Source organism: Acidovorax sp. 59, assembly GCF_002754175.1.
GTDB classification, from domain to species: domain Bacteria; phylum Pseudomonadota; class Gammaproteobacteria; order Burkholderiales; family Burkholderiaceae_C; genus Acidovorax; species Acidovorax delafieldii.
In genome coordinates, this window is record NZ_PEET01000001.1 from 750,093 (window position 1) to 773,648 (window position 23,556).

The following is a 23,556-nucleotide window of genomic DNA, read 5'->3' on the forward strand; positions in this document are numbered from 1 at the left end:
ACGATCAGCGCGCCCACCGCTGGGTCGCGACGGCCACTCGCTGGCCGAACTGGCGACCTGTCTCCAGGTCGCCTGCAAACATCTCGGCAGCCGATGCGTCCGATGGCGACTGAGACATACCGCCGCTGAAAGAGCCCATCCAGTTCACATCGTTGCGCGAGGTCGCCTTGGCGTTGGCAGGCATCATGCCGTTGCCCACCCATAGGCCGCCATGCTGCATGGCCACGTGAAACAGATAGTCCAGTGTGATTTGCTTGTCGCCATTGATGCTGGCGCTGTTCGTGAATCCGGCAAAAAGCTTGTCCTTCCACGCCTGGCTGAACCAGGGCTTGGATGATGCGTCGGCAAACTTCTTGAATTGCCAGCTGGGGCCTGCCATGTAGGTCGGCGAACCGAAAACAATGGCGCTGGCGCCGGCCAGGGTCTCCCAGCCGCCTTCTGGCAGGTTGCCCTCGGCATCAATGGCTACAAGTTCTGCGCCCGCGCCCTCGGCCACTGCCTGCGCAAGGCGTCGGGTATGGCCGTAGCCGGAATGGTAGACAACTACGATAGAGGTCATGTAAAAATCCTTCAGGGGTTGATTGAAAACTACATAGCGAAACCTGCGCAACCGGAGCTGCGCGGACAAGATCAGGGCTGGCCGCGGTGCGCGTCCAAGCTCCAGGCACCGGCACCAAACGCCGCCAGTGCCAGTAGGCCGCCACTTACCGCTACGTTTTTGTAGAACATGAGCTGGTGCATCATCTGCTGCTCGGCTGGGGCGCTCCAATACGCATGAAAGAAGAAGCTTGCCACCACGGTGAACACAGCTAGTGCCAGCGCAGCCAGACGCGTACCAAACCCAAATATCAGCGCCAGACCCCCTAGCACCTCGACAGCGACCGCCACGGCGGCGGCGACCACAGGAGCGGGAAGACCGACCGAACTGATGTAGCCAACGGTCCCAGCGAAGCCGGTGATCTTGCTGACGCCGGCAGGAAGAAACAGCACAGCCAGTAGCAAGCGTGAGGCAAGTGCAAAAGGGTTTTGAAGGGATGCGAGCATTGAGAACTCCTTAGTTTAAAAAACCTGTTTGAATGGACTGAGACCCATGTGTGCCGAGAGAGATGAGCCGTCTGCAAGTGCAGTCACCCGTTTAAGCCCGATCGCTCGTCTGCGTTGAGGCTTTAAGTGTCGGTGTGTAGGTCCATCGAAGCCCTGTCCAAAAGTGCTATTGGCAGTCCGAATGTGCTCGGACAAATGCGCCGCACTCTGTAAACCCAAGCTCAATTGCATATGGATTTGCTCGAATTTCTCATTGGTCGAGCTTGACCACGGAAGGAGATTTTTGCCGTCGGCGAGCAGGAAGGGAGGTCGTGCTGTTAGAGCCCGGCAACCCGCTGGCCAGAGGTCGTGCGCTTGCCGTGAGCCGAACTTGCCTAGTTCCTGGCGAGTCCGTTTCGTGACGCCACCCATTTCATGAATCGCCCCGGCTGAACTAGATACCTTCGAGCCTCAAACCTGAGGCACCAATGGGAGGTGCCATGAAAAAGCGGCCACATACCCAAGAATTCAAGATCGAAGTGGTCAAGCAGATCACTGAGCGAAGCCGCCGGGCAACCGATGTATCTGCACGGTTCGGCGTAAGCCAACACAGCCTGTACAAGTGGATCAAGGCCTATGCGGTGCCTGTGCCATAACGACAGACGCAGACATCCCAGACCGAGGAGTTGCGGCGGCTGAGGGTTGAACTCAACCGCGTGACCGAGGAGCGTGACATCCTAAAAAAGCCGCCGCGTACTTTCCCAGGCAGTCCGGATGAGGTACGTGTTCATCAAGCAGCACGAGCAAGCACACAGCTTCGGTGCATGTGCAAGGTGATGCAACTACACCCCAGCAGCAACTACGCGTGGAAGGCAGCGCCGCAAAGTCCACGGGCCGAAGAGGACCAGAGGCTGCTGGGCTTGCTCAAACAGGCATGGCTGGAGAGCGGCGGTGTCTATGGCTACCGCAAGCTCACGCTGGACACGCCAGATCTGGGTGAGCGCTGTGGCCAGCATCGCGTGGCGCGGTTGCTCAAAACCGAAAGTCTGCGCTTGCGGACGGGCTACGGCCCCAGACCCGGACGGAGAGGTGGTAAGCCTGCGGTGGTCGCGCCTATGGTCGGGGTCCGTAGGAGTGCAAGCAAGGCCTGCGACCTTGGTGCAAGCCGGTGCGTGATGCTCTTGACCGCCGCATTGAGCTTTCCACAACCCGTGTTGCTCGTAGCTCAGTGGTAATTACTCTTTAACTTCCGGCAGCTTTGCGATCACCTTGATCTCAAATTTGAACCCGTAGAGCCAAGTCACGCCGATGGCGGTTAGGGTGGGGTGGGGTGCATTGCCCCAGTACTCGCCGACCACTTCCCATGCGGCTTCGAAGTGCTGATCCGGGTCAACCATGAAGACGGTCACGTCGATAACGTCGTCAAAGGTGCAACCGGAGGCCTTCAAGATAGCGGTGAGGTTGTCGAATGCCAGCCGTACCTGGCTTTGGTAATCGGGCTCAGGGGAGCCATCCGGTCTGCTGCCTACTTGGCCGGAGACAAACAGAAAGCCGTTGGATCGGATGGCGGGTGAGTACCGGTTCTTCTCGTAAAGCGCCTGGCGTCCGGGCGGGAAAACCACGTCACGTGGGGAAGCAGAGGCAGTGTTTGAGGAAGACGCGGTCATGGCTTGTCCTTTCAGGGGGGGCAGTATTGGCCCAGGGTTAGTAATGAAAGGAATTTATCGGCGCCCGCACCGCAGATAAACGGGCAAGCTTGTCCATCACTGTTTATAGAATCCAAACAATCTTTTGCAAGGGGCACCAAGGCCATGGACCGGTTCGATGCAATGCAGGCGTTCGTGCGGGTGGTCGAATCTGGCAGCTTCACCAAGGCGGCCGACACCATGCACGTGAGCAAGACCACGGTGACGCAGCTGATCCAGCAACTGGAGGCGCGGCTGCGCGTCAAACTGCTGCACCGCACGACACGACGGGTGCAGGTTACTGCCGATGGGGCGGCGTACTACGAGCGCGCGGTGCGGCTCTTGGCCGACATGGACGATGCCGAGACCAGCCTGTCGAGCGCGTCAGCCGCGCCCCGGGGCCGCTTGCGGGTGGATGTGCCCAGTCCGCTGGCCAGGCTGATCCTGGTGCCGGCGCTGCCGGACTTTCATGCGCGGTATCCCGACATCCAGCTCGACATGGGCGTCAGCGACCGCATTGTGGACCTGATCGGCGACAACGTCGATTGCGTGGTGCGCGGGGGTGAGATCGAGGACCAGTCCCTCGTCGCGCGGCGCGTGGGCGACCTGCAGCTGGGCGTGTACGCGTCGCCCAGCTATCTGAATCGCGCGGGAAGCCCTGTGCACCCACACGAGCTGGAGGATTCGCACCACCGCGTCGTGGGCTTCTTGTGGTCGCGCACGGGCAAGACGTTTCCGTACGCCATGCGGCGTGGCGCGGAGGAGGTCACGGTGCAGGGCCGCTACGTGCTGGCGGTTGACGACGGCAACGCCTACCTGGCGGCCGGGCTGGCCGGTATGGGGGTTCTTTGGCTGCCGCACTACATGGCCCGCCCGCACCTGAGCAGTGGCGAGCTGGCGCCGCTGCTGCAGGACTGGGTGCTCTACCCCATGCCGCTGTACGTGGCCTACCCGCCCAATCGCCATGTGAGCGCCAAGGCGCGGGTGTTCATCGATTGGGTGGTGGCGTTATTAGAAAAGCATGCACCGCCGGTCAACTCATCGCATCAGCTGCCCTGACGGTCAGCTAGGCTGACCCGGCCGCGCAACAGACGGCGTCCACCGCGAGCTGCGTAGAGATCACCGGTGCGTCGGCACCGTTTTCAGATTTGCGCAAAGTGAGGAATGCGGCCGCGTGCATCGCCAGGCCAGTGACGCTAAGGCTGACGCCCTCCGCAAGGCCGAACTAGTGTTTCGGCTGTCAGCGGAGGCAGGCGAAGCGAAGACTCGTATCGCAGAGCTATGGTCAAGCCCCTGGTTGCTAGTCGCTAGATCCGCATTGTCAATCGTAACGCCTAGCGGGAGTGGCTTAACCAATCCCCCACTGCGGATTGATGAACGCCAAAGCCTGCCGCTTACCCAGTTTGAGCACCTCAGCAATGCGCTGCAATTGCGCCGCTCGCGGCTGCACTTGGCCTGACTCCCACTTGCAGACCGATCGAGAGCAAACACCAAAAAGGCAGCCATCTGCTGTTGAGCGCCGCACGCTTGTCGATCAATGCCTGCGCGCTGAAGCGGGTTTGTCTAGGGTTCTTTGGATTGGCGCTCGCTGGCACAGGCACGGCCCTGGGGGCGTCCCAAGCTTTGGCCTTTTTTTGCAATGCCTTGACCTCGGAGGTCGGCACTCTGACGGACAGCTTCAAAGCGGCAATCTCGGAGCGGTGCCCTGCAATCGCCTAACGCATCCCTTCGAGTGTTCTGGCTTGAACTCTTTGCGCGCTATGTGAATTACTTCGGTGCGAAACGCAGTGCAAAAAGTATTCATACATCCCACGGCGCGTGATGCTCTATTTGTTCCCCAAAAAAGTAGAACTGCAAATCCCACCTCGGCGAGGCCGCATTTTCGAGACCAGATGGTTCGTCTCGCCGAAAAACAAATGCGCCCATGTTTGACCGAGACGGAGTTTGCTGGCCCAGGGGTGCGCTGTTTGCGCTTCCTCAATCTAGCTTGGGGTTCTGCGCCATCAGGAACGTCCTCAAGCTTGAGTCTCCTTGTCCAGCGCGATAGCGATGCGTAGCTAGGGCGACTCATCGGCTTTCAGGGCAGCGCGCCACGACCGCGGGAGCAATTTCAGTCAGTGGATGGCAAATTCGGTCAGTGCGTCCAAGCCCCGGCTGAAGCAAAGTTGATGCACGAACTTTGAAAGGCTGAAATGAGTAGTGACCGTAGCGGCACGCACGAATTGATATCAACAGCGACGGAGTATCCCGTCGGGCTCACATTCGAACTCGAGTTCGATCAATTCTCTGTGAAGCTGAGCTCCTTGCCTGGAAGCGAGTTGCTTTTTGTGATTGCCGAAGGGCCATTTGCTAAGACTGAAACGGTTCGGTTCGACGCCGTAAACCTGCGCCCGGGCGTCTTCCTAGTTAGCTGGAAGGAAGCCAGCGGTGCAACCGTAGTGCACGTTGAAGATTTCGAAGAGATGGTGGTGTATTCGTACGCCACGCTTCCTGACGGCGCTTTCCTTACGATGCGCGCGCCAATTCACATGACTGACTTCGATGGAGGTTCCGCAGTATGAACAGCAATCTCAACGAAAACCGAGCACTCGTGCTCGAGGCCATGACAGCCTTGTTCCAACGCAGAGATGCCTCGGTCGTGGAAAAGCTGTACGCGGAGAACTATGTCCAGCACAACCCGGCCATGCCACAAGGTCGGGATGTACTGACCGAGTTGGTCGCGCAGCTGCCGCCCGACTTGCACTACGAACCCGGATTGATCGTCGCCGAGGGCGCTTATGTGGCCATCCACGGCCGCATTCGCGGCTGGGCGCCCAAGCCCCAAGTTGTTATCGACATCTTTCGGATCGAGGATGGCCGACTAGCCGAGCATTGGGACGTTTTGCAAGACGAGGTGCCACCCTCGGACGGTAAGGCTGGTGTGGCCATGTTTTCGCCCGATGAATCCGCGATACAAGCCGCAAACAACCGGGCCCTTGAATCCGGTGATGGCGTCGGCGTCTCCGTGAACTACGAGGACCTCATGCAGGCCAATTTGGTGCGGGTATTCAGTGAATCTGATGCACAGCGGCGATTGGCGGCAATTAAGGAGATATATGCAGCTGATGCGGTACTCCATGAGCCTCATGGATCTGTGGCCGGGCCTGAAGCAATAAACCTGGCTGTTTCTGCGCTGCTCAAGAACCTCCCGGCGCATTTCAGGTTTGCAGCGTCGGGGCCTGCAGTCGGTCACCACGGTGCCGCACGGCTTCGCTGGCAAGGCATTCAGCCAGACGGCATCACAGCTGTCACAGGAACAGACGTGGCGCAATTTCAGCACGGAAAGATCAAAACGCTTTTCGTATTTCTCGACCCATCGGTTTCCCCTTAACTTGACCAACCCAAAGGAGTCTTCTCATGCCCGCAACCCCAAAGATCGCTAAGACCGGCCTCGACGCCTTGCTCCGCCCCGCGGACAGTTTTGTTGTGCTGATCGATCACCAACCTTACCAATTCGCCAACCTTCACAGCCATGAGCCGACCATGGTGATCAACAACGTAGTGGCATTGGCCAAGGCCGCGAAGGTCTTCAACGTGCCAACCATCCTCACTACTGTGATCAAGGACCGGGGGGGGAACATCCTCAAAGGTCTACAAGATGTGTTCCCTGAACAAACTCCCATTGACCGTACCTTCATCAACACGTGGGAAGACCCGAAAGTCACCGAAATTGTGAAGCAAAGCGGTCGCAAGCAACTGCTGCTGGCGGGCCTATATACGGAGATTTGTCTCGCGATGCCCGCGATCCAGGCTCTGGCTGATGGATATGACGTCTTTGCTGTAACCGACGCTTCGGGTGGAGTCACGCTCGAAGCCCATGAAATGGCAGTCCGCCGAATGGTGCAGGCCGGTGTAGTGCCGATCACCACAACGGCCGTAATGGGTGAGTGGCAGCGGGATTGGGCTCGCGAAGAGACAGCGGGGGGAATCGCAGGCGTAATTCTTGAGCACGGTGGAGCAGGAGCCGTCGCTCTTGCATGGGAAACCCAGCTGCTCAACACCAGCAGGGCGGGGCACTAAGCATGCTTTCCACCGAGCCGATCCGAATCGGATACTGCCTGTCTCTGACTGGGCCTGTGGCGGGGAATACGCGGTCAGCGCAACTCGCGCACAGTATCTGGGCTGAAGACGTGAACCGCCGAGGAGGCCTACTTGGTCGGCCGGTGGAACTGGTGTGTTACGACGACAACGCGGATGCAGCTTCCGTTCCGGGTCTCTACAAGCGTCTTCTTGATGAAGATGGAGTGGAGTTGGTGGTGGGAGGGTACGGCACAAATAGTGTTGCACCTGCGCTGCCTCTCATGATGGAACGCCGGCGCTTTTTTGTCGGACTTCAGGGGCTGGGAGTCAACAGCGCCCTTGGTTATCCGAATTACTTCGCGATGATCCCCACTGGGCCAGATCCAAACGCGGCGTTGACTGAAGGGTTCTTTGCGCTGGCGGCAGAGCAAAGCCCCCGTCCTAAAACCGTCGCGCTGCTATCCGCAGACGCAGCCTTTGCGCGCAACCCCATCATCGGTGCAAAGAAGAATGCCGCTCGATACGGTTTTGAGGTTGTTCATGAGGAGGTCTACGCACTGTCCACAGAAGACTTCAGTTCAGCGTTAGACGCAGTGGCAGCAACCCACTGCGATCTGCTATTCATCTGCTCTTACTTGAATGATTCGATCGCGTTAGTTCGTGCAATCCACGCTCATTCGTTTAAGCCAAAAATGGTCGGCGCATCAATGATCGGACCACAAAACACCGCGGTGAAGATGGCGCTGGGGCCGCTGCTGAATGGCTTTGTGAACTATGAGTACTGGGCACCTAGTCCGGAGCTCATGTTCCCAGGCGTACAGGCCTTCCTCGCCACCTACCAAGAGCGCGCAACTGAGGCGCAAGTTGACCCTCTCGGGCACTACACTGCTCCTCTTGCATATGCACAGATGCAGGTTTTAGAGCAGGCGGTTTTGGCCACTCAAAGCCTTGACGACGAGCTCCTGGGGGGCTACGCACGGAGCGCGACGTTCGACACCGTGATGGGTCCTATTAAGTTTGGGCCTGGGGGAGAGTGGTCCGAGCCAAGAGTGCTTCAAGTTCAATTTCAAGGCATTACAGGCCATGAGATAAGTCAATTTCAGCAAGGAGCGGGGCAGGCCGTTCTGTGGCCTTCGCACCTGTCGTCAGGCACTTTGCTGTACCCCTATGCAAGCGCTCGGCTGTTGTAAACGTCGCGGCGGGCGTCGGCGATATCTCGCAAGCCCGAGCATATAGCGATAGATGTGGAGGGCTGCGCAATCCGTCACCATGCCGCGGTCATCGCAAGTGCGTATGGCGCAGTCAACCCCCTGTCGATGAGCGATCAAGTGCAAGATGCCAAGCTCAGCGCCGGATTCGCAGAAAGCTGCGCGAGATGGTTGTGCGAGGTGTGGATGTCGGTGATTGTTTCAGTCTGTTAACAGCAGGATCAGACAGTGACTTTTGCCTGTTGCACCAGCATGCTCAACGAACATCCCTGAGCACACCCACACTATGCCGAGTACCACCACCAAGGTGTCATCCTGTCTCCATAGGAACGCGGGCCTATTTGGCGGAGTTACTTGGCAACGCGGCACTCGTCCACAGTCGCGAACCGCTCCTAGCGGTCAATGCAGCCTTTCAAGCTGCATGGCGCACCAGCCACTCCGATGGACCGCGTGCTATGCCGTGGGCCCCCTTGAAGTAAGTAAGTGAGTCGAGGTTAGCAGTCGACACCAAGTACACAGGCGGAGGCGCGCCGGCACCCACGTCACAAGCGTTCATCCCTGATTTAGAGATGCGCGTTGGGAAACAGTCTGGGGGCAGCTTCAATTCCAATTTCTAAGATCAAAGTAGCTGAAATCAGATATGCACGACAACGAGAATGCTCCGTCGGCTTTGCGTCTCGAACCCACGAGTACACCTGCCTATCGTGCAACCTCAGACGGCATGGGATCCGTGAGTCCTCTGCAAGTGCTTAGTCAAGTGGGGAGCCTAGTGATTGAAAAGTCTCGACTCGCCAACGACGCTAGCGAACAGTTACGACAACAAACATATAAGTTGCAGCAGATCATCGATGGAATGCGAGACTCTCTCGTAGTTTTGGATGGAGCTGGCAAGATTGAGCAGTTCAATATGGCCTGGCGAAAGCTCGCGGCCGAGAACGGTAACCCTGGCATCCACGGATGCGATATCGGTGACTCCTATCTTGAGTTCTGTTTGAGTAAGTGCGAGTCCACTTACAGAGGTGTTTCAGCCTCCTTGGGAACAGCGCAGCCATTCGAATTTGAGTATGTATTTGCCGGGCCGTTAGAGAGCCGCCGTTACTTGCTTAGGGGCACGCCCCTACCTGCTGGCGGCGCAGTGCTTCTTCACATTGACATTACCGACCGCTACCGTGAAGCGATCAGCCAGCGGATGACCGAGGCAGTTTTTGAGAATGCGAATGACGTCATACTGATCTGTAAACCGGGAGGCGAGCTGATCATGGCTAATCCGCAGGCTGCGTCTGTTTTTGAACGTTCGGATCTGGCAGGTGTTCAACTGCACTCCCTGCTGTGCAAGGACTTCATGAAAGTGCGCGGGCGCGAGGCGATACGTTTGCTGCGCCGAGGAGAGTCGTGGCGTGGTGAGGCACGAGCCAGGCTAGCTGATGGAAGGCTAATTCCATTTTGGGGCAGCGCCTCCGTTGTTCGCAGTGAGCAGAGCGCCGAAAGCTACTGGATCGTGATCGCCTCAAACATCGCACCGCTCAAGGAAGCGCAGGCGCTTCTGAGCCGCCAAGCGTTCTACGATGAATTGACGGGGCTTCCAAACAGACGATTCTTTCAAGAGAACTTGATATCGGCAATCAGTCGATCAACGCGGAATGGTGAAGGCTTGGCACTCATCTACATAGATATCGACCAGTTCAAGCTTGTCAACGACACCTATGGCCACGATGCCGGAGATGCGTTCCTCACCCAAGTGGCGCAGCGGTTGCGCAGTCACGTTCGAGAAGTTGATCTCATCGCTCGAATGGGCGGTGATGAGTTCACCGTAATCTTAGAGGGGGTCAAACGCGATGCCGACGTCGTGGGAGTTTGTCAGAAGCTCATTGAGGCTCTTAAGCCCGTAATCAAGGTTGGTCAATACGAATTGTTTGCGAGATGCAGCATAGGAATTTCGCGCTTCCCGCAAGATGCAAGTGACGAGGTGAGCTTGCTTCGATGCGCCGATCTAGCAATGTACAAAGCCAAGCAAAACGGTCGTAATCGTGTGTGCTTTTACTCGCTGGCAATGGACGCCGCCAACCGCCAACGCGCCGAAATTGAGAGAGGTATGAATTTGGGTCTGGCGACAGGCGGTTTCTTCACGGTGTTTCAACCGATTGTTTGCATCGACAGTGACAGGCTGATGGCGGTGGAAGCACTCATGAGGTGGCGTTGCCCAGATGGCTCAATGATTGGCCCAGATGTCTTCATCCCAATCGCCGAAGAGACCGGAATGATTCATGCGCTTGGAGAAAGCATACTGCGCGATGCAGCCAGGCTTGTAAGGCGATGGGAAAAGCAGAGCATCGAATCAATTCGGGTCAACGTTAATGTTTCCTCTTTACAGTTGCAAAAGAAATTTTCGGCAGTTTTAGCAAGGGTCATCGAAGAAGAGCGGATCACACCATGGCGAATTTCAGTTGAGATCACTGAGTCGGCCATCATGGAAAACTTCGACGCTTGCGTGGCAGAGCTACATAAGATCCGCAGCTTGGGAGTAAGTGTGGCGCTCGATGACTTCGGAACAGGCTACTCAAGCCTGTCATACCTGCGAAATTTGCCAATCAGCGCGTTGAAGATGGATCGTTCCTTTGTAAGAGATGTGCATGAGAATAGTCGGGACCAAGCGATATTTCGCGCGGTGCTGACGATGGCAAGCGAACTCGGCATTGATGTGGTCGCGGAAGGTGTCGAACACTATCAGCACGTATCAGTTCTCTCTGACCTTGGATGCCGCTTGATGCAGGGCTACTTCTTTAGTCCCGCGCTACCCGTCGGTGGTGCGCCTGATGGCAACATAAAAGCGGAATGGGCCGATCAAATGAAGAAGGCCATGAAAAATGAGTATTTGGACGACTAGATTTATGGCGAACGCCTTGGCCGGACTGGCTGCGAACTCCACCCCCCAGCGCCGGATGTAGGCGGTGACGGCGCTGTAACCGCCGCGATAGCCCATGGCCTGTATCTGAGCAAACAAGGCACGGCCGCTGCGCCGTCCCTGCTTCGGGAGATGGCTGTCGGTCGTGAGCGCCTGGTGCGGGGCTGGCTCGAACGCCGTGAGCTTGCCATCGAGCTTCACCCGCTCGTACTTCGGCACAACAACGCCGGGCGCCTTGAGCCACTTCTTGACCGTGTGGCGTGACAGACCAGTACGCTTTGCGATCGCGCTGAGGGAGAGTTGGTCGCGCAGCCTCATGCGCCTGACCTTGCCAATCATGTCCATGGTGATCACCTTGAATCCCCTGCTGAAATTCTCAGCAGGTCAGTGGAACACCCTGGTCAATATTGGATTGGCACTTTGCGGTTTAGCTGGTCAAGATTGCGCTGGCTCTAACACTAAGCTTTGCTCCAGACATTAGTGGTTCCTTAGCTTGAAGTTCCCGATCCAGTCGGGAACTGAACTGCGATCAAAAGCGGGCGTCGCCCATATTCTTAAGGAACGTCATCGGATCCCAATACTCGCGGTAGTTCACGATCAGCCCGTTCTTGACCGTCACAAACGTCGCATAGCTCATTTCATAGGAGTTGCCATTTGGGATCACGTGGCCTGAGACGCTCCACTCGGCCACGGCCGTGTTGGGGTCGTCGGTGGCGCGGATTTTCATATGCGGAGCGCTGTGCAGGTCAATGACTTTCGGGTAGTCCTTGAGGTACTTGTAGACGGCCGCGCGACCGATCATCTTCCTGGTCGCAGGATCCGGTGAGAAAGGGAACTCTACGACGATGTGCTCGTCGCATAGTTCAGCCCAGCCTTTGATGTCTTTTGCGAGGAAGGTATCCAAGCTGCGCTTAAGGAGTTGCGCTGCAGTAGCTTCGTTGGTGAGATGAGCAGTTTTCATGGTTATGTGTCCAGATTGATGACGCGGCACCCGGATTAATTCACTCCGGGCAGATCCCTGGGATGTTGAGTCTTTGTTCAGGGATGCTGACTGCTAAAGCGTACTTTTTATGCCATCCGAGAAGCTATGCGCTCGGCCAACATCATGGTCGGGAACCCCGTCGCGACGGAGGGCACGTCCGGCCAGATCGATGCATCGACGACCCGCAGCCCCTTGATGGCGCGAACCCGTCCGTCGACGTCCACCACAGCGCGGTTGTCGCGCACACCACCCATGGGAACCGTGGAGGTCGGGTGCTGGTAAGTTTCGACGGTGGCCGTAATCGCCGCACTGATTGAAGCGCGGTCTTGCGCCGAGGTACCGGGCATAATTTCGGCACCCACAGCGTCCGCAAACGGGGATTGACGCGCGATGGCTCGAACCATCTCGATCCCATCGATCAATCGATCACGGTCTCCGCTGTCAGTAAGGAAACCAAGATCGATGACGGGCGCGACCATCGGGTCACGGCTCGCGATGATCAGTGATCCCGTCGAGCGCGGCCGCACGAGCGCCGCGAACAGAAGGAACATTGCTCCCTCCTTGGGCTGGCTGCCCTCGGGCATCGGTGCGGTGCTGATGTTCAGGTCCGCCACACCGCCCACTGCCTGGCACGAACTTGTCCAGAGCATGGCACTGATGGGGGGAAAACCCAGTCCAAGAGCTTCCTTGCGGATGGACCAGACCGTGGGTACGAAAGGGTGATCCTGCAAGTGTTGCCCAACCGGCAAGTCAGACACCAGCGGGATGTTGAGACGGCGCAATACCTCGTTCGGACCGATGCCAGATCGCATCAGGATCGCCGGACTGACGTAGGTGCCGGCGGACAGTACGACTTCACCCGCCAGGACGAGCGTACCGTCAGCGAGTCGAACACCCTTCGCACGCCCCTGCTCGACCACTACCGCATCTACGAGTGTCTGGTCTCGAATGGTCAGATTCGGCCGCGCTCTCACCGCGTCGCTTAAGAACGTCATTCCCGTGTTGAGCCGCACGCCCATGCGTGTGTTCATCACGTAGGGGCCCACGCCCAGCGGCTGCTCTGTCGCGAAGCCTGCGGAGCGCTCGTGTCCGGCAGCAAGGGCCGACGAGATGAAATCACGGTGCTGATCGGAGACTTCTTCGTCGCCAAGCTGATGAATAGGGAAGGGCCCGTCGCGGCCCTCTCCACCGGCGCCGGACGTTCGCTCCAGGGAGCGATAGAACGACTTTGAGTCCTGCCAGCTCAATGCAGCGAGGTCATGTGCCTCGGCCCAACGGGTATGGTCAGCTTTTGGTAGCCGCATCGCCACGGCGCCATTGATCGCCGACGAGCCACCGAGGACCTTGCCCCGGTTGAGCCGCAGGCGTCTTCCCAGTACACCAGGCTCGCTCTGAAAGCCCCAATCATGTTGCGCGTCGCCACCCAATATGTCCTGGCGGCGGACGGAGTCTGGGTAAGAATTCGGCGCGTACGCTTTGCCTGCTTCGATCAGTAACACACGACGCGATGGATCGGCGCTTAGTCGGTTAGCCAGCACTGCGCCGGCTGATCCGCCACCGACAATGATGATGTCAAATCCTGAACGGGCTGAACTGAGCGATATGTTTGACTCGGACGTGACTGCACGGCCGTTTTCTTCCGCGTTGGTTTCTTGATTGCTGCTCATCTCATTGCTCCAAAGTGTTCTGTTGTGCGCGACCAGGCCGAGCGATGTGGGGTGTTCGTGATTGATCAGAGGTGCTGCACTGCTTGAGCTGCGTGGCTTGCGCTGCGCTGGCGATGTCGAACTTGAGGCTCGACTCGACTTCTGCCCTGTGCAGCGGGTGATTCGAGATCCCAAGCAGCAACTCGATCCGGCGGTTGCTGCATAGGAAGCTCTATTGAGATCGGTGGGCTGTGTGGCATGGCGGCCCGGCGTAGCGACGAGTGATGCCCCAGCAAGCCCCGTTGCGCGGCGATGACGGTGGCTTGTGTGCGACTGCGTGCGCCCAGCTTGTCAAGGATTGCTTTGGCGTGTGCCTTGACCGTACCCAGGGCGATGTTCAACTCCGAGGCAACCACCTTGTTCGACATGCCACTTCCAATCAGCTGCAGGATTTCGCTCTCGCGAACGGTCAGTGGAGTGCGTGTCAAGCTCGTCGCAACAAGCGATGCGGCAACATCGCAAAGGTAAGGCGAGCCTCGTCTCACTGCGCGCACCGCGTCTACCAGTTCATGCGGGTTGCAGCTGTTGAGCAGATAACCGCAAACGCCGGCCTGCAGCGCGTTATGCACGTCCGCCTCGCTATCGCGCCAAGTCAAGACAACCACGCCGGGGAGACGTCGTCGCAGTGCCGAACTGCGCAGTCTCAGGTGATGTGCCCAGGCCATGCCACTCTCGTAGTCGCCAATCACGACATCGGCATCCGGGAACGACGACTTGTCGGAGACCATGACAACCTCGATCCCTGGCGCCGCCATCAGCGCAGCGTTAATGCCGGTAGCCATTAGAGGGTCGCTGTGGCGAGTGATTACGCGAAGAGGTTGGAAAAGCGTGGTCATGGGGGACTCCAAGGGGTTGCTTGTTCGATGGGGCAAATTTAGGGCGCAACGCCGTACAAGGGTGACAAGGACTGTTAATCGCCGTTAATGTGCTTTTCGAGACTGCAGTCCCGCCCCAAGTGGCGAGTGAACGAGCCACGGCACGTCGCAGAAGGGCGCCAGGCGCCGCGATATAAACGGCGTTCTCCGAACCCCCCGTGTAGGGCCAGATGCAGAGGGGGATGCCGACGCGTTCGACTTCGATGCGGGACTGGGGGAAAGAAGCCTGGTCGCCAGCTTGCTGGTTCTGTGGGCCGAAAGCAGCAGAAGGGTCGACGCCGAAGCTATGACAAGCGGGAGGTCCTGCCGATTTCACAAGCTGGTGGCCCGGCGTTTGTTACCCATATTCGCGCTGGGGGTTACTTGCGCGATGGTCTTTTAGACTATGGGGCATTCATATTTAGGACCAAGCGTGGAACAGGCCGACGGCTGGCAATTTGGAGCGTTCAAACTCTTCCCCAAGCAGCGCCTGCTGCTTGACGGAAACGTTCCGGTGCGCGTGGGTGGTCGCGCTTTGGATCTCCTGATCGTTCTGGTCGAAGCCGCGGGCAAGGTCGTCGGCCGCGGCGAGCTGATGACTAGCGTGTGGAAGAAGGTGGTTGTCGACGATGGCAGCCTGCGCGTGCACGTCGCCGCGCTGCGTCGTGCGCTGGGCGACGACGGGGAGACGTGCCGCTACATCGTCAACGTCCCCGGGCGGGGCTACTCTTTCGTAGGGGAAGTCTCATTGGCCGTTCCATCCCGCCTGGGCGGCACTGGGCCTAAACGGCATGAAGCGAGCAACCACATGCCGCTGCCGCTGATGAATGTGGTCGGCCGTGACGACGCGATTCGCGAAGTAGGACGTATGGTCGCGGAGCATCGTCTAGTTGCTGTCGTGGGTGCTGGAGGTGTTGGCAAGACCACTGTCGCTCTCGCCGCGGCAGCGCACCTGGCAGCTAACTATCGTGACGGCGCGCGGTTCGTCGACCTCGCACCGCTTTGCGATGCGCGGCAGGTGGCCAGCGTGTGGGCGAACGCCATCGACGCGTCGCGAGCCATATCGGATGAGCGCGAACTGGGCGCTTTGCTGGCAGACCGGCACATGTTAGTTGTGCTCGACAACTGCGAGCATCTCGTGCACGCCGCGGCAACGGTGGCCGAGGCGGTGCTAGCTTTGGCACCGGGCGTACACGTCCTGGCCACCAGCCGCGAACCGTTGCGGGCAACGGGGGAGTGGGTCATCCGACTTCCGTCTCTGGAGCTGCCGCCCCCTTCGGAGCGACTGACGGCCGAGCAGGCTAAGGCATTCGCTGCGGTGGCGCTGTTCACGCAGCGCACTGCCGCAAACTTCTCGGGGTTTGCCTTCACCGATGATGATGTGGCCCATGTCACAGAGATCTGCGGGCGCCTCGACGGCATCCCACTGGCACTCGAACTTGCCGCTAGCCGGGTCGCGCAACTGGGGCTTGGAGGCCTGTCGGCACGGCTGGAGGACCGGTTCGCGGTCCTGACCAAAGGACGTCGCACTGCGCTGCCGCGTCAGCAGACACTGCGTGCTGCGATCAACTGGAGCTACGACCTGCTGTCCGAGGATCAGAAAGTGGTGCTCAGAAGGCTTTCGATCTTTGCTGGCGCGTTCTCATTTGACTCCGCAGTCGCGGTCTGCGAGGAAGACCTGTCAGCTGACCCTCTCGATGCGATCGACGAGTTGGCTCTGAAATCACTGATCACGATCGACACGGGCACGGACATTGCACACTACCGGTTGCTCGAGACGACCCGCGCCTTTGCACTCGAGAAGCTCAAAGAGGCCGGTGAACTTGTCCTGGCGTCACGCAAACACGCGGAACATGTTTGTGACGTCTTCGAACGGCTAGAAGCGGATTCGCCGCCTTACGGGGCCGCGTGGGATGCTGGGCGCGGACGATGGATCGATGACATCCGAATCGCGGTGCAGGCAAGCTTCTCCACGCTGCGCGATCCGGGGCTGAGCATACGGTTGCTCGGTGCCACCGCTTCGGTGTGGTATCAGCGCTCGTTGATGGACGAGTATCGGACGCGGGCCGAGGAGGCGCTTGATAAAGCGGGCGATCTGGCCGAGCAGCCAGAGGCCAGCTTGATGCGCCTGTTGTATTCACTCACCATGTGCTACTGGTACACCAGAGGCGCAGGCCCCGACATGGCTCGGACTGCAAAGGGTGCCTACGACATCGCACAGCGATCGCGAAACTTGGACTTTGAGCGCCGTTCGCTGTGGGGACTATGGCAGGAACGCAATGGATCGGGTGACTATGCTGGGGCGCTTGGCTTGGCACGGCAGTACGTGGCCTTGACAACCCCTGATACCGAAGCCGAGGCGGCAATCTTGGGCAGGCGCATGATGCAGTGGTCCTTGCATCTTGTGGGCGAGCAGGACTCGTCGCTAGGGGAAGGAACCGCCGCAAGGAGCCTGATCGGTCGGGTCGACCATCAGCGCACTTTAAACCAATATCAGCTCCATCCACATGCGGCAATCAACGCGGCCTTGTCACGAGCGTTGTGGGTGCGAGGCTTCCCAGATCAAGCTCTTGCAGCGGCCGCACAGGCCGTACAGTACGCCACATCAGCGCAGCATGCCTTGACGTTGTGCTTTGCGCTGTTCTGCCAATGCACAGTTTTGCTGTGGTGCGGGCGTTGGGAAGACCTGAGTCGGCAGGCCGATGCACTGACCGAAGTGGCGACGGATCGGCGCCTGGACTTATGGAAAGGCTGGGGCCTGACTTTCAAGTATGCCCATACCTATTGCGTACAAGGCTTTGTCGTGCCGCAGTGGCGCAATCCGGTTTGCAGTCTGCTCCAGATCGAGTCGATGGCGACGGTCGGCGACGAATTCCTGGAAGAAGAAGCCCTTGCTCGCGCGGAAGCAGGCCACTGCCCCTGGTGTGCGCCGGAATTGATGCGGGCGCAGGGCGAGAGGCTGCTGCGCCAAGGTTCCTCGCTGGAAGAGGCAGAAAAGTGGTTTATACGCTCCCTGGAACTGGCCAGTTCGTCGCAAGTCCTCTCCTGGGAGTTGCGCGCGGCCACAAGCCTAGCCCAATGCTGGTCGGACCAGGGCAGGCGGGACGAGGGCGTGACGTTGCTGAGCGGCGTGCTGGATCGCTACTCCGAAGGCTTCGACACGCTTGACGTGCGAAGAGCTCAGCAGATTTTGCAAGCGTGACGAGAATCTCGCGTTGCGGGGATCGAGGGGGCGATTGCTTGTTTCTACCGCCTTGTGGTTAGATCACTCGAAAACAAGCTGTAGTGCAGCTCGCTCAGGTCAGCGCCAGCAAGTTTAGCTTCAGAGGTGCTGGCTGAGGAAGCTGCGGACAATCTGAGCAACCTCTGCCGAATGGGTTTCCAATGCGAAGTGCCCAGTGTCCAGCAGGTGGACATGTGCGTGCGGAAGGTCGCGCTTGTAGGCTTGTGCACCTGCAGGCAGGAACGCCGGATCGTGCCTCCCCCAGACAGCCAAGAACGGCGGAAGGTGTGTTCGGAAATATTGCTGAAACTCAGGGTACCGTTCCAGATTGCTTCGGTAATCCAGGATTAGATCGAGCTGGATCTCCTCGGCACCCGGTCGTGACATCAACGCGATATCCAACATAAATCCATCAGGATTCAATCGCTGTGGATCTGTGCCCGTGCGGTATTGCCAGTTCTCGATCACGTCGGCGGAGAGAGAAGACCGACAAGCATCCCGGTTCTTAAGGCTAGGATCGCGCCAGTAGGTCTGCCACGCATCCCACTTGTCGCTGAGGCCTTCCATATAGGCGTTACCGTTCTGGCTGATCAGAGCTGTCACTCGCTCAGGGTGAGCGGCCGCTAGACGGTATCCGGTCGGTGCACCATAGTCAAAGACGTAGATCGCATAGCGCTGCAGCGAGAGAGCCTGCGTGAACTCGTCCATGACCTTGGCTAGGTTGTCGAAGGTGTAATCGAATTCTCCGCGGTCGGGCGCATTTGTGTACCCGAACCCTGGAAGGTCTGGCGCGATCACGCGATACCGATCGGCCAGTTGCGGGATCAGCTCGCGGAACATATGGCTGGACGACGGAAATCCGTGCAGCAGCAGAAGAACAGGGGCGTTCTTTGGTCCGGCTTCGCGGTAGAACACTTCTACCTGACCCGCCTGTTGGGTCTTGTAGCTCACTGCCATCATGAGTTTCTTTCAGGATGTGTTGCCAACGAGCGGTGTCATCGGCATGCCTCGGACTGGTGAAGCCCGGAAGTGCTCGGAAGTTCTTTGCTGGGGTGCACGCCGCAGTCACGCGTTTGCAGAGATCCAAAAACGAGCCTTCCATGGGCGCAACTCGGCGCCACGTCGAGCCGCTGCTACTGCCTCCTCATGCGTGAACCGGAGTGCGGTTCCATTCGCTCGAGCTGCCAGGCCGCCGCGCGAGGCTATCTGCCGCCTCTGTTCGGGCGGCATCTGAGCGAATCCGCGCGTGGGTCGGAGGGTGGTATCCATGATGTTGGGGTGTCCTGGGAGAATGTACGACTCAGTGTCACTACATGGAGCGCATGTGGCATCTCTCAAACGAGCGAGCTGCGCATAGACCGAAAGAGGGGGTTGAACTCTACAGACGCAGAGCTGTGACGAGACCTCTCATCCATAGAGAACCAGAACGCTTCCACAGCCCCTGCAACGATCGCCTTGCGGGAGCGTAGTACCTCTCCAGAAGCAGATCGTGGTCAGGGGAAACGGCTTATTCGAGCATGAGTATCGTCTTACCATCCGCCTATCTGACTATCCGCCAGCCACCCATCCTTTCAACGAATAGCTCAGTCAACATCAACGTGATGCCGCAACGGTGATCCCAACAGAACTCATCGAAGACCGAGCTGCTTACGCAGGCCGATTACGTCCATCGCATAGTTCATCTCGTAGAACTTCCCGTCTCGCACCTTATGAAAGGCGAACTCGAGCGTCTCCACTGTTTTTCCAGTGGGCTCAATTCCGAGCCATGACTTGGCTGGTGTTCCGATGTTGAACAAGCGCGCTGCAATAGTGTCACCTTCTACGACCACGTCCCTTACGCGCCACCTGAAGTCAGGGACAGCGTTGATATGCCCTTTCAAGTCGGATATGACATCTTCCCGCGATACGAGCTTCAGGTTTTGGACGACTTTGTCATGAACGAATTCCGTCATCCGATCCATCTGATGCGCGTTAAGCGCGGCGATATAGCGATCAAATATGTCACGAATTTGTTTCTCTGTCATTTGAGTGCTGCCTTTTCTCTCAGGTCTTTCTTCTAGGGCCAGGGAGTCACTTGTAGACATAGTTAAGAGTCCCAGGCCAAATCCTGCTACGACGATTCGCCTCGAGGTTAAATCGGTCATCAATTGGTCCTTTCATCGTTTTCTGGCGCCTGAGGAGGTTGATCGGCGAAGCGCTCCCATGCGCCAGGATCTTGGTGGGGCTCTCCTTCGACGGCTATTACTGCCTTGAGTTGAGAGAGTCGGATCATCACGGAAGCCAGTTCGATTGCCCCTCAGCCCATCCGCTCGGTCTTGGCGGCAGCAGAGTCTTCGATGCGAGCGATCAGTTCGTGCAGCGCCACCCCATCGTCAAAGTTCGGCGCAGTCCGGCTGCCGGTGCGAATGTCAGTAGCGATGCACTTGTAAATCTCCGCCACGGCCTCAGCGGCTGGCGACAAACCCTCGCCTACTGCACGGCGGCGCCTCGGCGCGAGCGGTGCCAGTGCGCGATCGTCGAGCCGGCCGCCCGAAATCGAGAGTTCGACGATCTGGGGGTAGCCCATGTCGCCGGTGACCTGAATGTCTCCTTCAGTGCCATTAATCTCCCAAAGGAAATTTGTACCGCGGGAGGCGCCTGCACGATAGTGGATCGAAATCGCAGCACCGCTCGTCATGTGGCCCTGCACCATTACTTGATCCGGTACGTCTTTGGGCAAAATCTCAGCCGTTTCGATGATCTTCACCGAATCGAAGTTGCGCCCAAAGGTCGCATCCAAGACGGAGAAACTGCCGAGCACATGCTGAACGGCGACGAGTGTGTGGCCCAAAGCAATGGACTGCATTGAGGCGCCATTCGCGCTGTCCGACAGATAGTAGGTCTCAGCGGAGGCTTGCCCGGCCCAGTTCCCGCCTGACGCGATGATGCTGGAGGAAAGAACCTTTCCGACGTAGCCGTCGGCAATCAGAGCCTTCAAGGCTTCGACGCCGGCTGCAAGTCGTCCCTGCGTGCCGATCACCGCAACGGACGCAGTTTCACGTGCCATAGCCGCCAGCTCACGGGCTTCATCAAGTCCCTTGCCGAGCGGCCACTCACAGTACACGTGCTTCCCAGCCATCAGCGCTGCGGCAACGAGTTCGAGGTGGTGGGGCACCTTGACGGTGACGACGACGAGATCGATATCTGGTGAAGAAATCAACTCTTCCGGACTCGCAAACGCCAGTCGAAGGTCAAGTTCACGTGCGGTACGTTGCGCGCTTTTCAAGGTCCGGTTGGCGACGCCTACGATCTCGAAATCACTTTCAAGTAGGCGCAGTGCTGGGATGTGTGCAGTCGCGGCCCATTTGCTATCGGGGTTGAGACCGATGAACCCAACTCTGATAGTCTGTTTGCCCATGAGAGCTCCTTAAACTCGAATATCTGCTGAATGGGGCTCCTGGCCGCTGGTGTATGCAAGCCGACGCAGTTACCCCGCTTCCGTTGCGCGTTTTACTTTGCGGTGAGGAAGTTCACGACCAGCGAGTTGAGCTGGTTCGGGCACTCTTCTGGCAACCAGTGGCCGCATCCCTGAATGGTCTCGGACTGCACGTTGACCGCGTACTTGCGCAGCTGTTCGCCTTGATATGCGCCCATACTGTTGCCCCCGCCAATGGCCAACACCGGCATAGTGAGCTTTGTAGCGGCCAAGGGCTTGTTACGCTGGGCCGTCTCGTTCAGTGCGCGGTAGTATTCCAGGCTCGCTGTCAAGCTTGCCGGCTTGGCCCACGATTTCGCGTACATGTCGAGGACATCAGGCGGAAACGCCTTCTTGTTGACGGCACGAGTGAGGATGAAGTCTTCCAGGAAGACCCGTTCCTTTCCTGCAAGCATCTTCTCCGGAAGCGGAGCTGTGAGATTGAAGAAGCTGAAATGCCAGGCGAGAGATGCGCCTTTGTCAGTAAAGGCGGGCCATCCGTAAAGGCCTTCATCCGGGATCGGGGCTTCCATGAAAGCTACCCGCCGGACATCATCCTGGTTCTGAACCACCATGGGATAGGTATTCCAGATGCCAATGTCGTGTGCCACGAGGTCGAAGGGTGCATCAGGGCTGAAGCTTTTAGCAAATTTATGAAGCTGCTTTGCCACATCCTGACCGGCATAGGACTTCGTGCTGCCCGATTGACCAAGAGCGGGTAGGTCAACGGCGACGACCGTGTGCGTCTTGGCTAGTTCCGGCATCAGGTAACGCCACTCGTACCAGGTCTGGCCGTAGCCATGGACCAGGAGAACCAGCTTGCCCTTACCGCCCTTCAGATAGTGGAGGTTCACTCCATCTACGCTACGAAAACCCGGAGCGAAGCCAGCTGGGGCGGGGAACTCCTCCCGCGCTGAATCGACCCGCTCAGCAGGAGTACCAGAAGCCCATACGCTGACGTTCGTCGTGGCCAGAGCCAATGCGAAGACGGCAGATTTAAATAGATGAGAGAGCATAGATTTTTCCTTCTTTCTTAAGTTAAAACAGTTTGGGCTGGTCGGCATGCTCCTGCGTCAACCCGCTGCCGGGATGGCTACCACGAACCCCCAGCCCTGCAGTCCCTTGATCCCACGAACCGTGACCTTCTTCGTCATGAGATTGGTCTTATTCGCCACTCCATGGTGATGTTCCTGCCGCGCGTGCGCCATACCCTTAAGGCAAAGGTAGTCATGCATCAAAGGTGATATGCGGGATGGGTTAGCGCAGGTACATGGGCTCAGCCTGCCCAGTGGGAAATTCGGCTTGAGACCGATAGCGCCTACTTTGATTTTTGAGTTTCTAATTGGGCAATTCAGCCCAAATTAGTCGGTGTGACGCAGGGATCGGAAAGGACAGCTGGGATAACGTGACACAAAAGATGCTGGGTACGCACGAGGCCCAAGCAATCGATGAGGGCGAACCACCTTAAGCAACAAAGTCTGCAACATCACCCCAGGCCTCAGAGCAACAGATCTGATGCGCGCTGTGTAGGCAAACTCGAGGGCTGGGAGGCGCGCATTCTGCGAGCGCAAACCTTGCCCCCGATTTCATCAAATAGCTAGACCTCCCGCCACATCGATGACTCCTCCAGTCATATACCCGGCATCCGGACCTGCTAAAAATGACACTGCAGAAGCAACTTCTTCCAATTTCGCGATACGGCGAATGGGATGCATATCGAGGAAGGCGTCAGGCGCGTTGGTGCTGCCAAGTGCCTCAACCATCATGTCCGTAGGCATCGCCCCCGGTTGAACCACATTTACCGTGATGTTGCGATTGCCAAGGTCTCTGGCAACCCCCTTGGCATAGCCGATCAGAGCTGATTTGGTACCGGCGTAATCGGCAACGCCTGGGAAAAGTGCATGAGTTCCATTCAAGGAGCCGATGAAGATGATTCGCCCACCATCAGGTAGAACTTGAGCGGCTGCACGCGTGGTTGCCACCACGCCCATAACGTTGATTCGCCACTGTCGGTCCAACGCTTCCACGTTAAGTGAAGGATCGTCAACTGTTTGCCCCTTCGCTACGATGGCGGCGTTGTTCACCAAGATGTCAAGCTTTCCCAGGTGGGCGACTACTTCCTGGACAAGTGGCTTAGCGGCAGCCGTATCTTCTTGATCGCTCTTTATCGCGATCGCGCGTACACCCTTTTCCCGCAAAGTTTTGACAACAGCTTCCGCCTTCTCTGCAGACGCGACATAGCTGATCGCAACATCCGCCCCACGAGTAGCAAGAGACAGCGCGATCTGGGCGCCGAGTCCACGCGAGCCGCCGGTAACCAGGGCAACTTTGCCCTTGAGATCTAAATTAGTGTTCTGCAAAATCATTCCTATATCTAGCTGCACCCCGACATGCAGCCAATCAATAAACAGCGGATGTATCGGGATCCAAAGTTGATCTCTATGTAAGGGCTGAATCACT

The 23,556-nt window shown here is 58.1% G+C and carries 20 protein-coding genes and 2 pseudogenes; 8 read left to right on the forward strand and 14 right to left on the reverse strand.

Annotation, left to right across the window (positions count from 1 at the left end; all coding sequences use genetic code 11):
* Positions 1-4: 4 nt before the first annotated feature.
* A complete protein-coding gene (locus CLU87_RS03445) occupies positions 5-559 on the reverse strand; it encodes a flavodoxin family protein (RefSeq protein ID WP_099729526.1) in 555 nt (184 codons plus the stop codon).
* Positions 560-630: 71 nt separating this feature from the next.
* Positions 631-1,044 carry a DoxX family protein gene (locus tag CLU87_RS03450; protein ID WP_099729527.1) on the reverse strand — a complete coding sequence of 138 codons (414 nt, stop codon included), beginning with the start codon at positions 1,042-1,044 and terminating at the stop codon, positions 631-633.
* A gap of 479 nt (positions 1,045-1,523) precedes the next feature.
* Here CLU87_RS03450 and CLU87_RS03455 point away from each other — a divergent pair.
* Positions 1,524-2,138 (forward strand): annotated as a pseudogene (locus CLU87_RS03455) (transposase); the annotation flags it as partial.
* Positions 2,139-2,258: 120 nt separating this feature from the next.
* Here the strand turns inward: CLU87_RS03455 and CLU87_RS03460 are convergent.
* Positions 2,259-2,690: a RidA family protein gene (locus CLU87_RS03460; RefSeq protein ID WP_099729528.1), complete on the reverse strand. Its 432-nt coding sequence runs from the start codon at positions 2,688-2,690 to the stop codon at positions 2,259-2,261.
* Positions 2,691-2,834: 144 nt separating this feature from the next.
* Here CLU87_RS03460 and CLU87_RS03465 point away from each other — a divergent pair, with 144 nt between their 5' ends.
* A complete protein-coding gene (locus CLU87_RS03465) occupies positions 2,835-3,767 on the forward strand; it encodes a LysR family transcriptional regulator (RefSeq protein ID WP_099729529.1) in 933 nt (310 codons plus the stop codon).
* A gap of 353 nt (positions 3,768-4,120) precedes the next feature.
* Here the strand turns inward: CLU87_RS03465 and CLU87_RS23430 are convergent, their stop codons facing one another.
* Positions 4,121-4,390, reverse strand: a complete 270-nt coding sequence (locus CLU87_RS23430) for a hypothetical protein (RefSeq protein ID WP_233193698.1) — start codon at positions 4,388-4,390, stop codon at positions 4,121-4,123.
* A 510-nt stretch (positions 4,391-4,900) separates the two neighbouring features.
* Between CLU87_RS23430 and CLU87_RS03475 the strand changes: the two genes are divergently transcribed.
* The 5 genes from CLU87_RS03475 to CLU87_RS03495 all read left to right on the forward strand — a co-directional run bounded on the left by CLU87_RS03475 (position 4,901) and on the right by CLU87_RS03495 (position 10,859).
* Complete coding sequence (locus tag CLU87_RS03475; protein WP_099729530.1) at positions 4,901-5,269, forward strand: hypothetical protein; 369 nt, start codon at positions 4,901-4,903, stop codon at positions 5,267-5,269.
* Entirely contained in the window at positions 5,266-6,078 is an 813-nt protein-coding gene (locus CLU87_RS23305; protein ID WP_199170785.1) for a nuclear transport factor 2 family protein, read from the forward strand. Before CLU87_RS03475 ends, CLU87_RS23305 begins: the two co-directional genes overlap by 4 nt.
* Before the next feature lie 26 nt (positions 6,079-6,104).
* On the forward strand, positions 6,105-6,767 hold the full coding sequence (locus CLU87_RS03485) for a hydrolase (protein WP_099729531.1): 663 nt from the start codon (positions 6,105-6,107) through the stop codon (positions 6,765-6,767).
* 2 nt (positions 6,768-6,769) lie between these two features.
* On the forward strand, positions 6,770-7,957 hold the full coding sequence (locus tag CLU87_RS03490) for an amino acid ABC transporter substrate-binding protein (RefSeq protein WP_199170786.1): 1,188 nt from the start codon (positions 6,770-6,772) through the stop codon (positions 7,955-7,957).
* A 658-nt stretch (positions 7,958-8,615) separates the two neighbouring features.
* The gene (locus tag CLU87_RS03495; protein WP_099729533.1) at positions 8,616-10,859 is read left to right on the forward strand and encodes a bifunctional diguanylate cyclase/phosphodiesterase; all 2,244 of its coding nucleotides are present in this window, start codon (positions 8,616-8,618) and stop codon (positions 10,857-10,859) included.
* A gap of 45 nt (positions 10,860-10,904) precedes the next feature.
* On the opposite strand, the pseudogene CLU87_RS03500 reads toward CLU87_RS03495, so the two are convergent.
* From CLU87_RS03500 to CLU87_RS03515, 4 genes and pseudogenes are all read right to left on the reverse strand, one after another.
* A pseudogene (locus tag CLU87_RS03500) lies at positions 10,905-11,222 on the reverse strand (helix-turn-helix domain-containing protein); the annotation flags it as partial.
* A 184-nt stretch (positions 11,223-11,406) separates the two neighbouring features.
* Positions 11,407-11,838, reverse strand: coding sequence for a nuclear transport factor 2 family protein (locus tag CLU87_RS03505; RefSeq protein ID WP_099729534.1), 432 nt, complete (start codon positions 11,836-11,838; stop codon positions 11,407-11,409).
* A 107-nt stretch (positions 11,839-11,945) separates the two neighbouring features.
* Complete coding sequence (locus tag CLU87_RS03510) at positions 11,946-13,526, reverse strand: GMC family oxidoreductase (protein ID WP_099729535.1); 1,581 nt, start codon at positions 13,524-13,526, stop codon at positions 11,946-11,948.
* Between the two features lie 65 nt (positions 13,527-13,591).
* Positions 13,592-14,401, reverse strand: coding sequence for a response regulator transcription factor (locus CLU87_RS03515; protein ID WP_099729536.1), 810 nt, complete (start codon positions 14,399-14,401; stop codon positions 13,592-13,594).
* Between the two features lie 451 nt (positions 14,402-14,852).
* Between CLU87_RS03515 and CLU87_RS03520 the strand changes: the two genes are divergently transcribed.
* Complete coding sequence (locus CLU87_RS03520; protein ID WP_158236062.1) at positions 14,853-17,621, forward strand: winged helix-turn-helix domain-containing protein; 2,769 nt, start codon at positions 14,853-14,855, stop codon at positions 17,619-17,621.
* 120 nt (positions 17,622-17,741) lie between these two features.
* On the opposite strand, the gene CLU87_RS03525 is transcribed toward CLU87_RS03520, so the two are convergent.
* The 6 genes from CLU87_RS03525 to CLU87_RS03550 form a co-directional block, all read right to left on the reverse strand.
* Complete coding sequence (locus CLU87_RS03525; protein ID WP_199170787.1) at positions 17,742-18,602, reverse strand: alpha/beta fold hydrolase; 861 nt, start codon at positions 18,600-18,602, stop codon at positions 17,742-17,744.
* A gap of 105 nt (positions 18,603-18,707) precedes the next feature.
* Positions 18,708-18,911, reverse strand: a complete 204-nt coding sequence (locus CLU87_RS23435; protein ID WP_099729538.1) for a KGG domain-containing protein — start codon at positions 18,909-18,911, stop codon at positions 18,708-18,710.
* A gap of 359 nt (positions 18,912-19,270) precedes the next feature.
* Positions 19,271-19,786: an ester cyclase gene (locus CLU87_RS03535; RefSeq protein WP_099729539.1), complete on the reverse strand. Its 516-nt coding sequence runs from the start codon at positions 19,784-19,786 to the stop codon at positions 19,271-19,273.
* A 152-nt stretch (positions 19,787-19,938) separates the two neighbouring features.
* Positions 19,939-21,039, reverse strand: coding sequence for a Gfo/Idh/MocA family protein (locus CLU87_RS03540; RefSeq protein ID WP_099729540.1), 1,101 nt, complete (start codon positions 21,037-21,039; stop codon positions 19,939-19,941).
* A gap of 92 nt (positions 21,040-21,131) precedes the next feature.
* Positions 21,132-22,160, reverse strand: a complete 1,029-nt coding sequence (locus CLU87_RS03545) for an alpha/beta fold hydrolase (RefSeq protein ID WP_233193700.1) — start codon at positions 22,158-22,160, stop codon at positions 21,132-21,134.
* Between the two features lie 525 nt (positions 22,161-22,685).
* Positions 22,686-23,462 carry an SDR family NAD(P)-dependent oxidoreductase gene (locus CLU87_RS03550; RefSeq protein WP_099729542.1) on the reverse strand — a complete coding sequence of 259 codons (777 nt, stop codon included), beginning with the start codon at positions 23,460-23,462 and terminating at the stop codon, positions 22,686-22,688.
* Positions 23,463-23,556 lie beyond the last annotated feature (94 nt).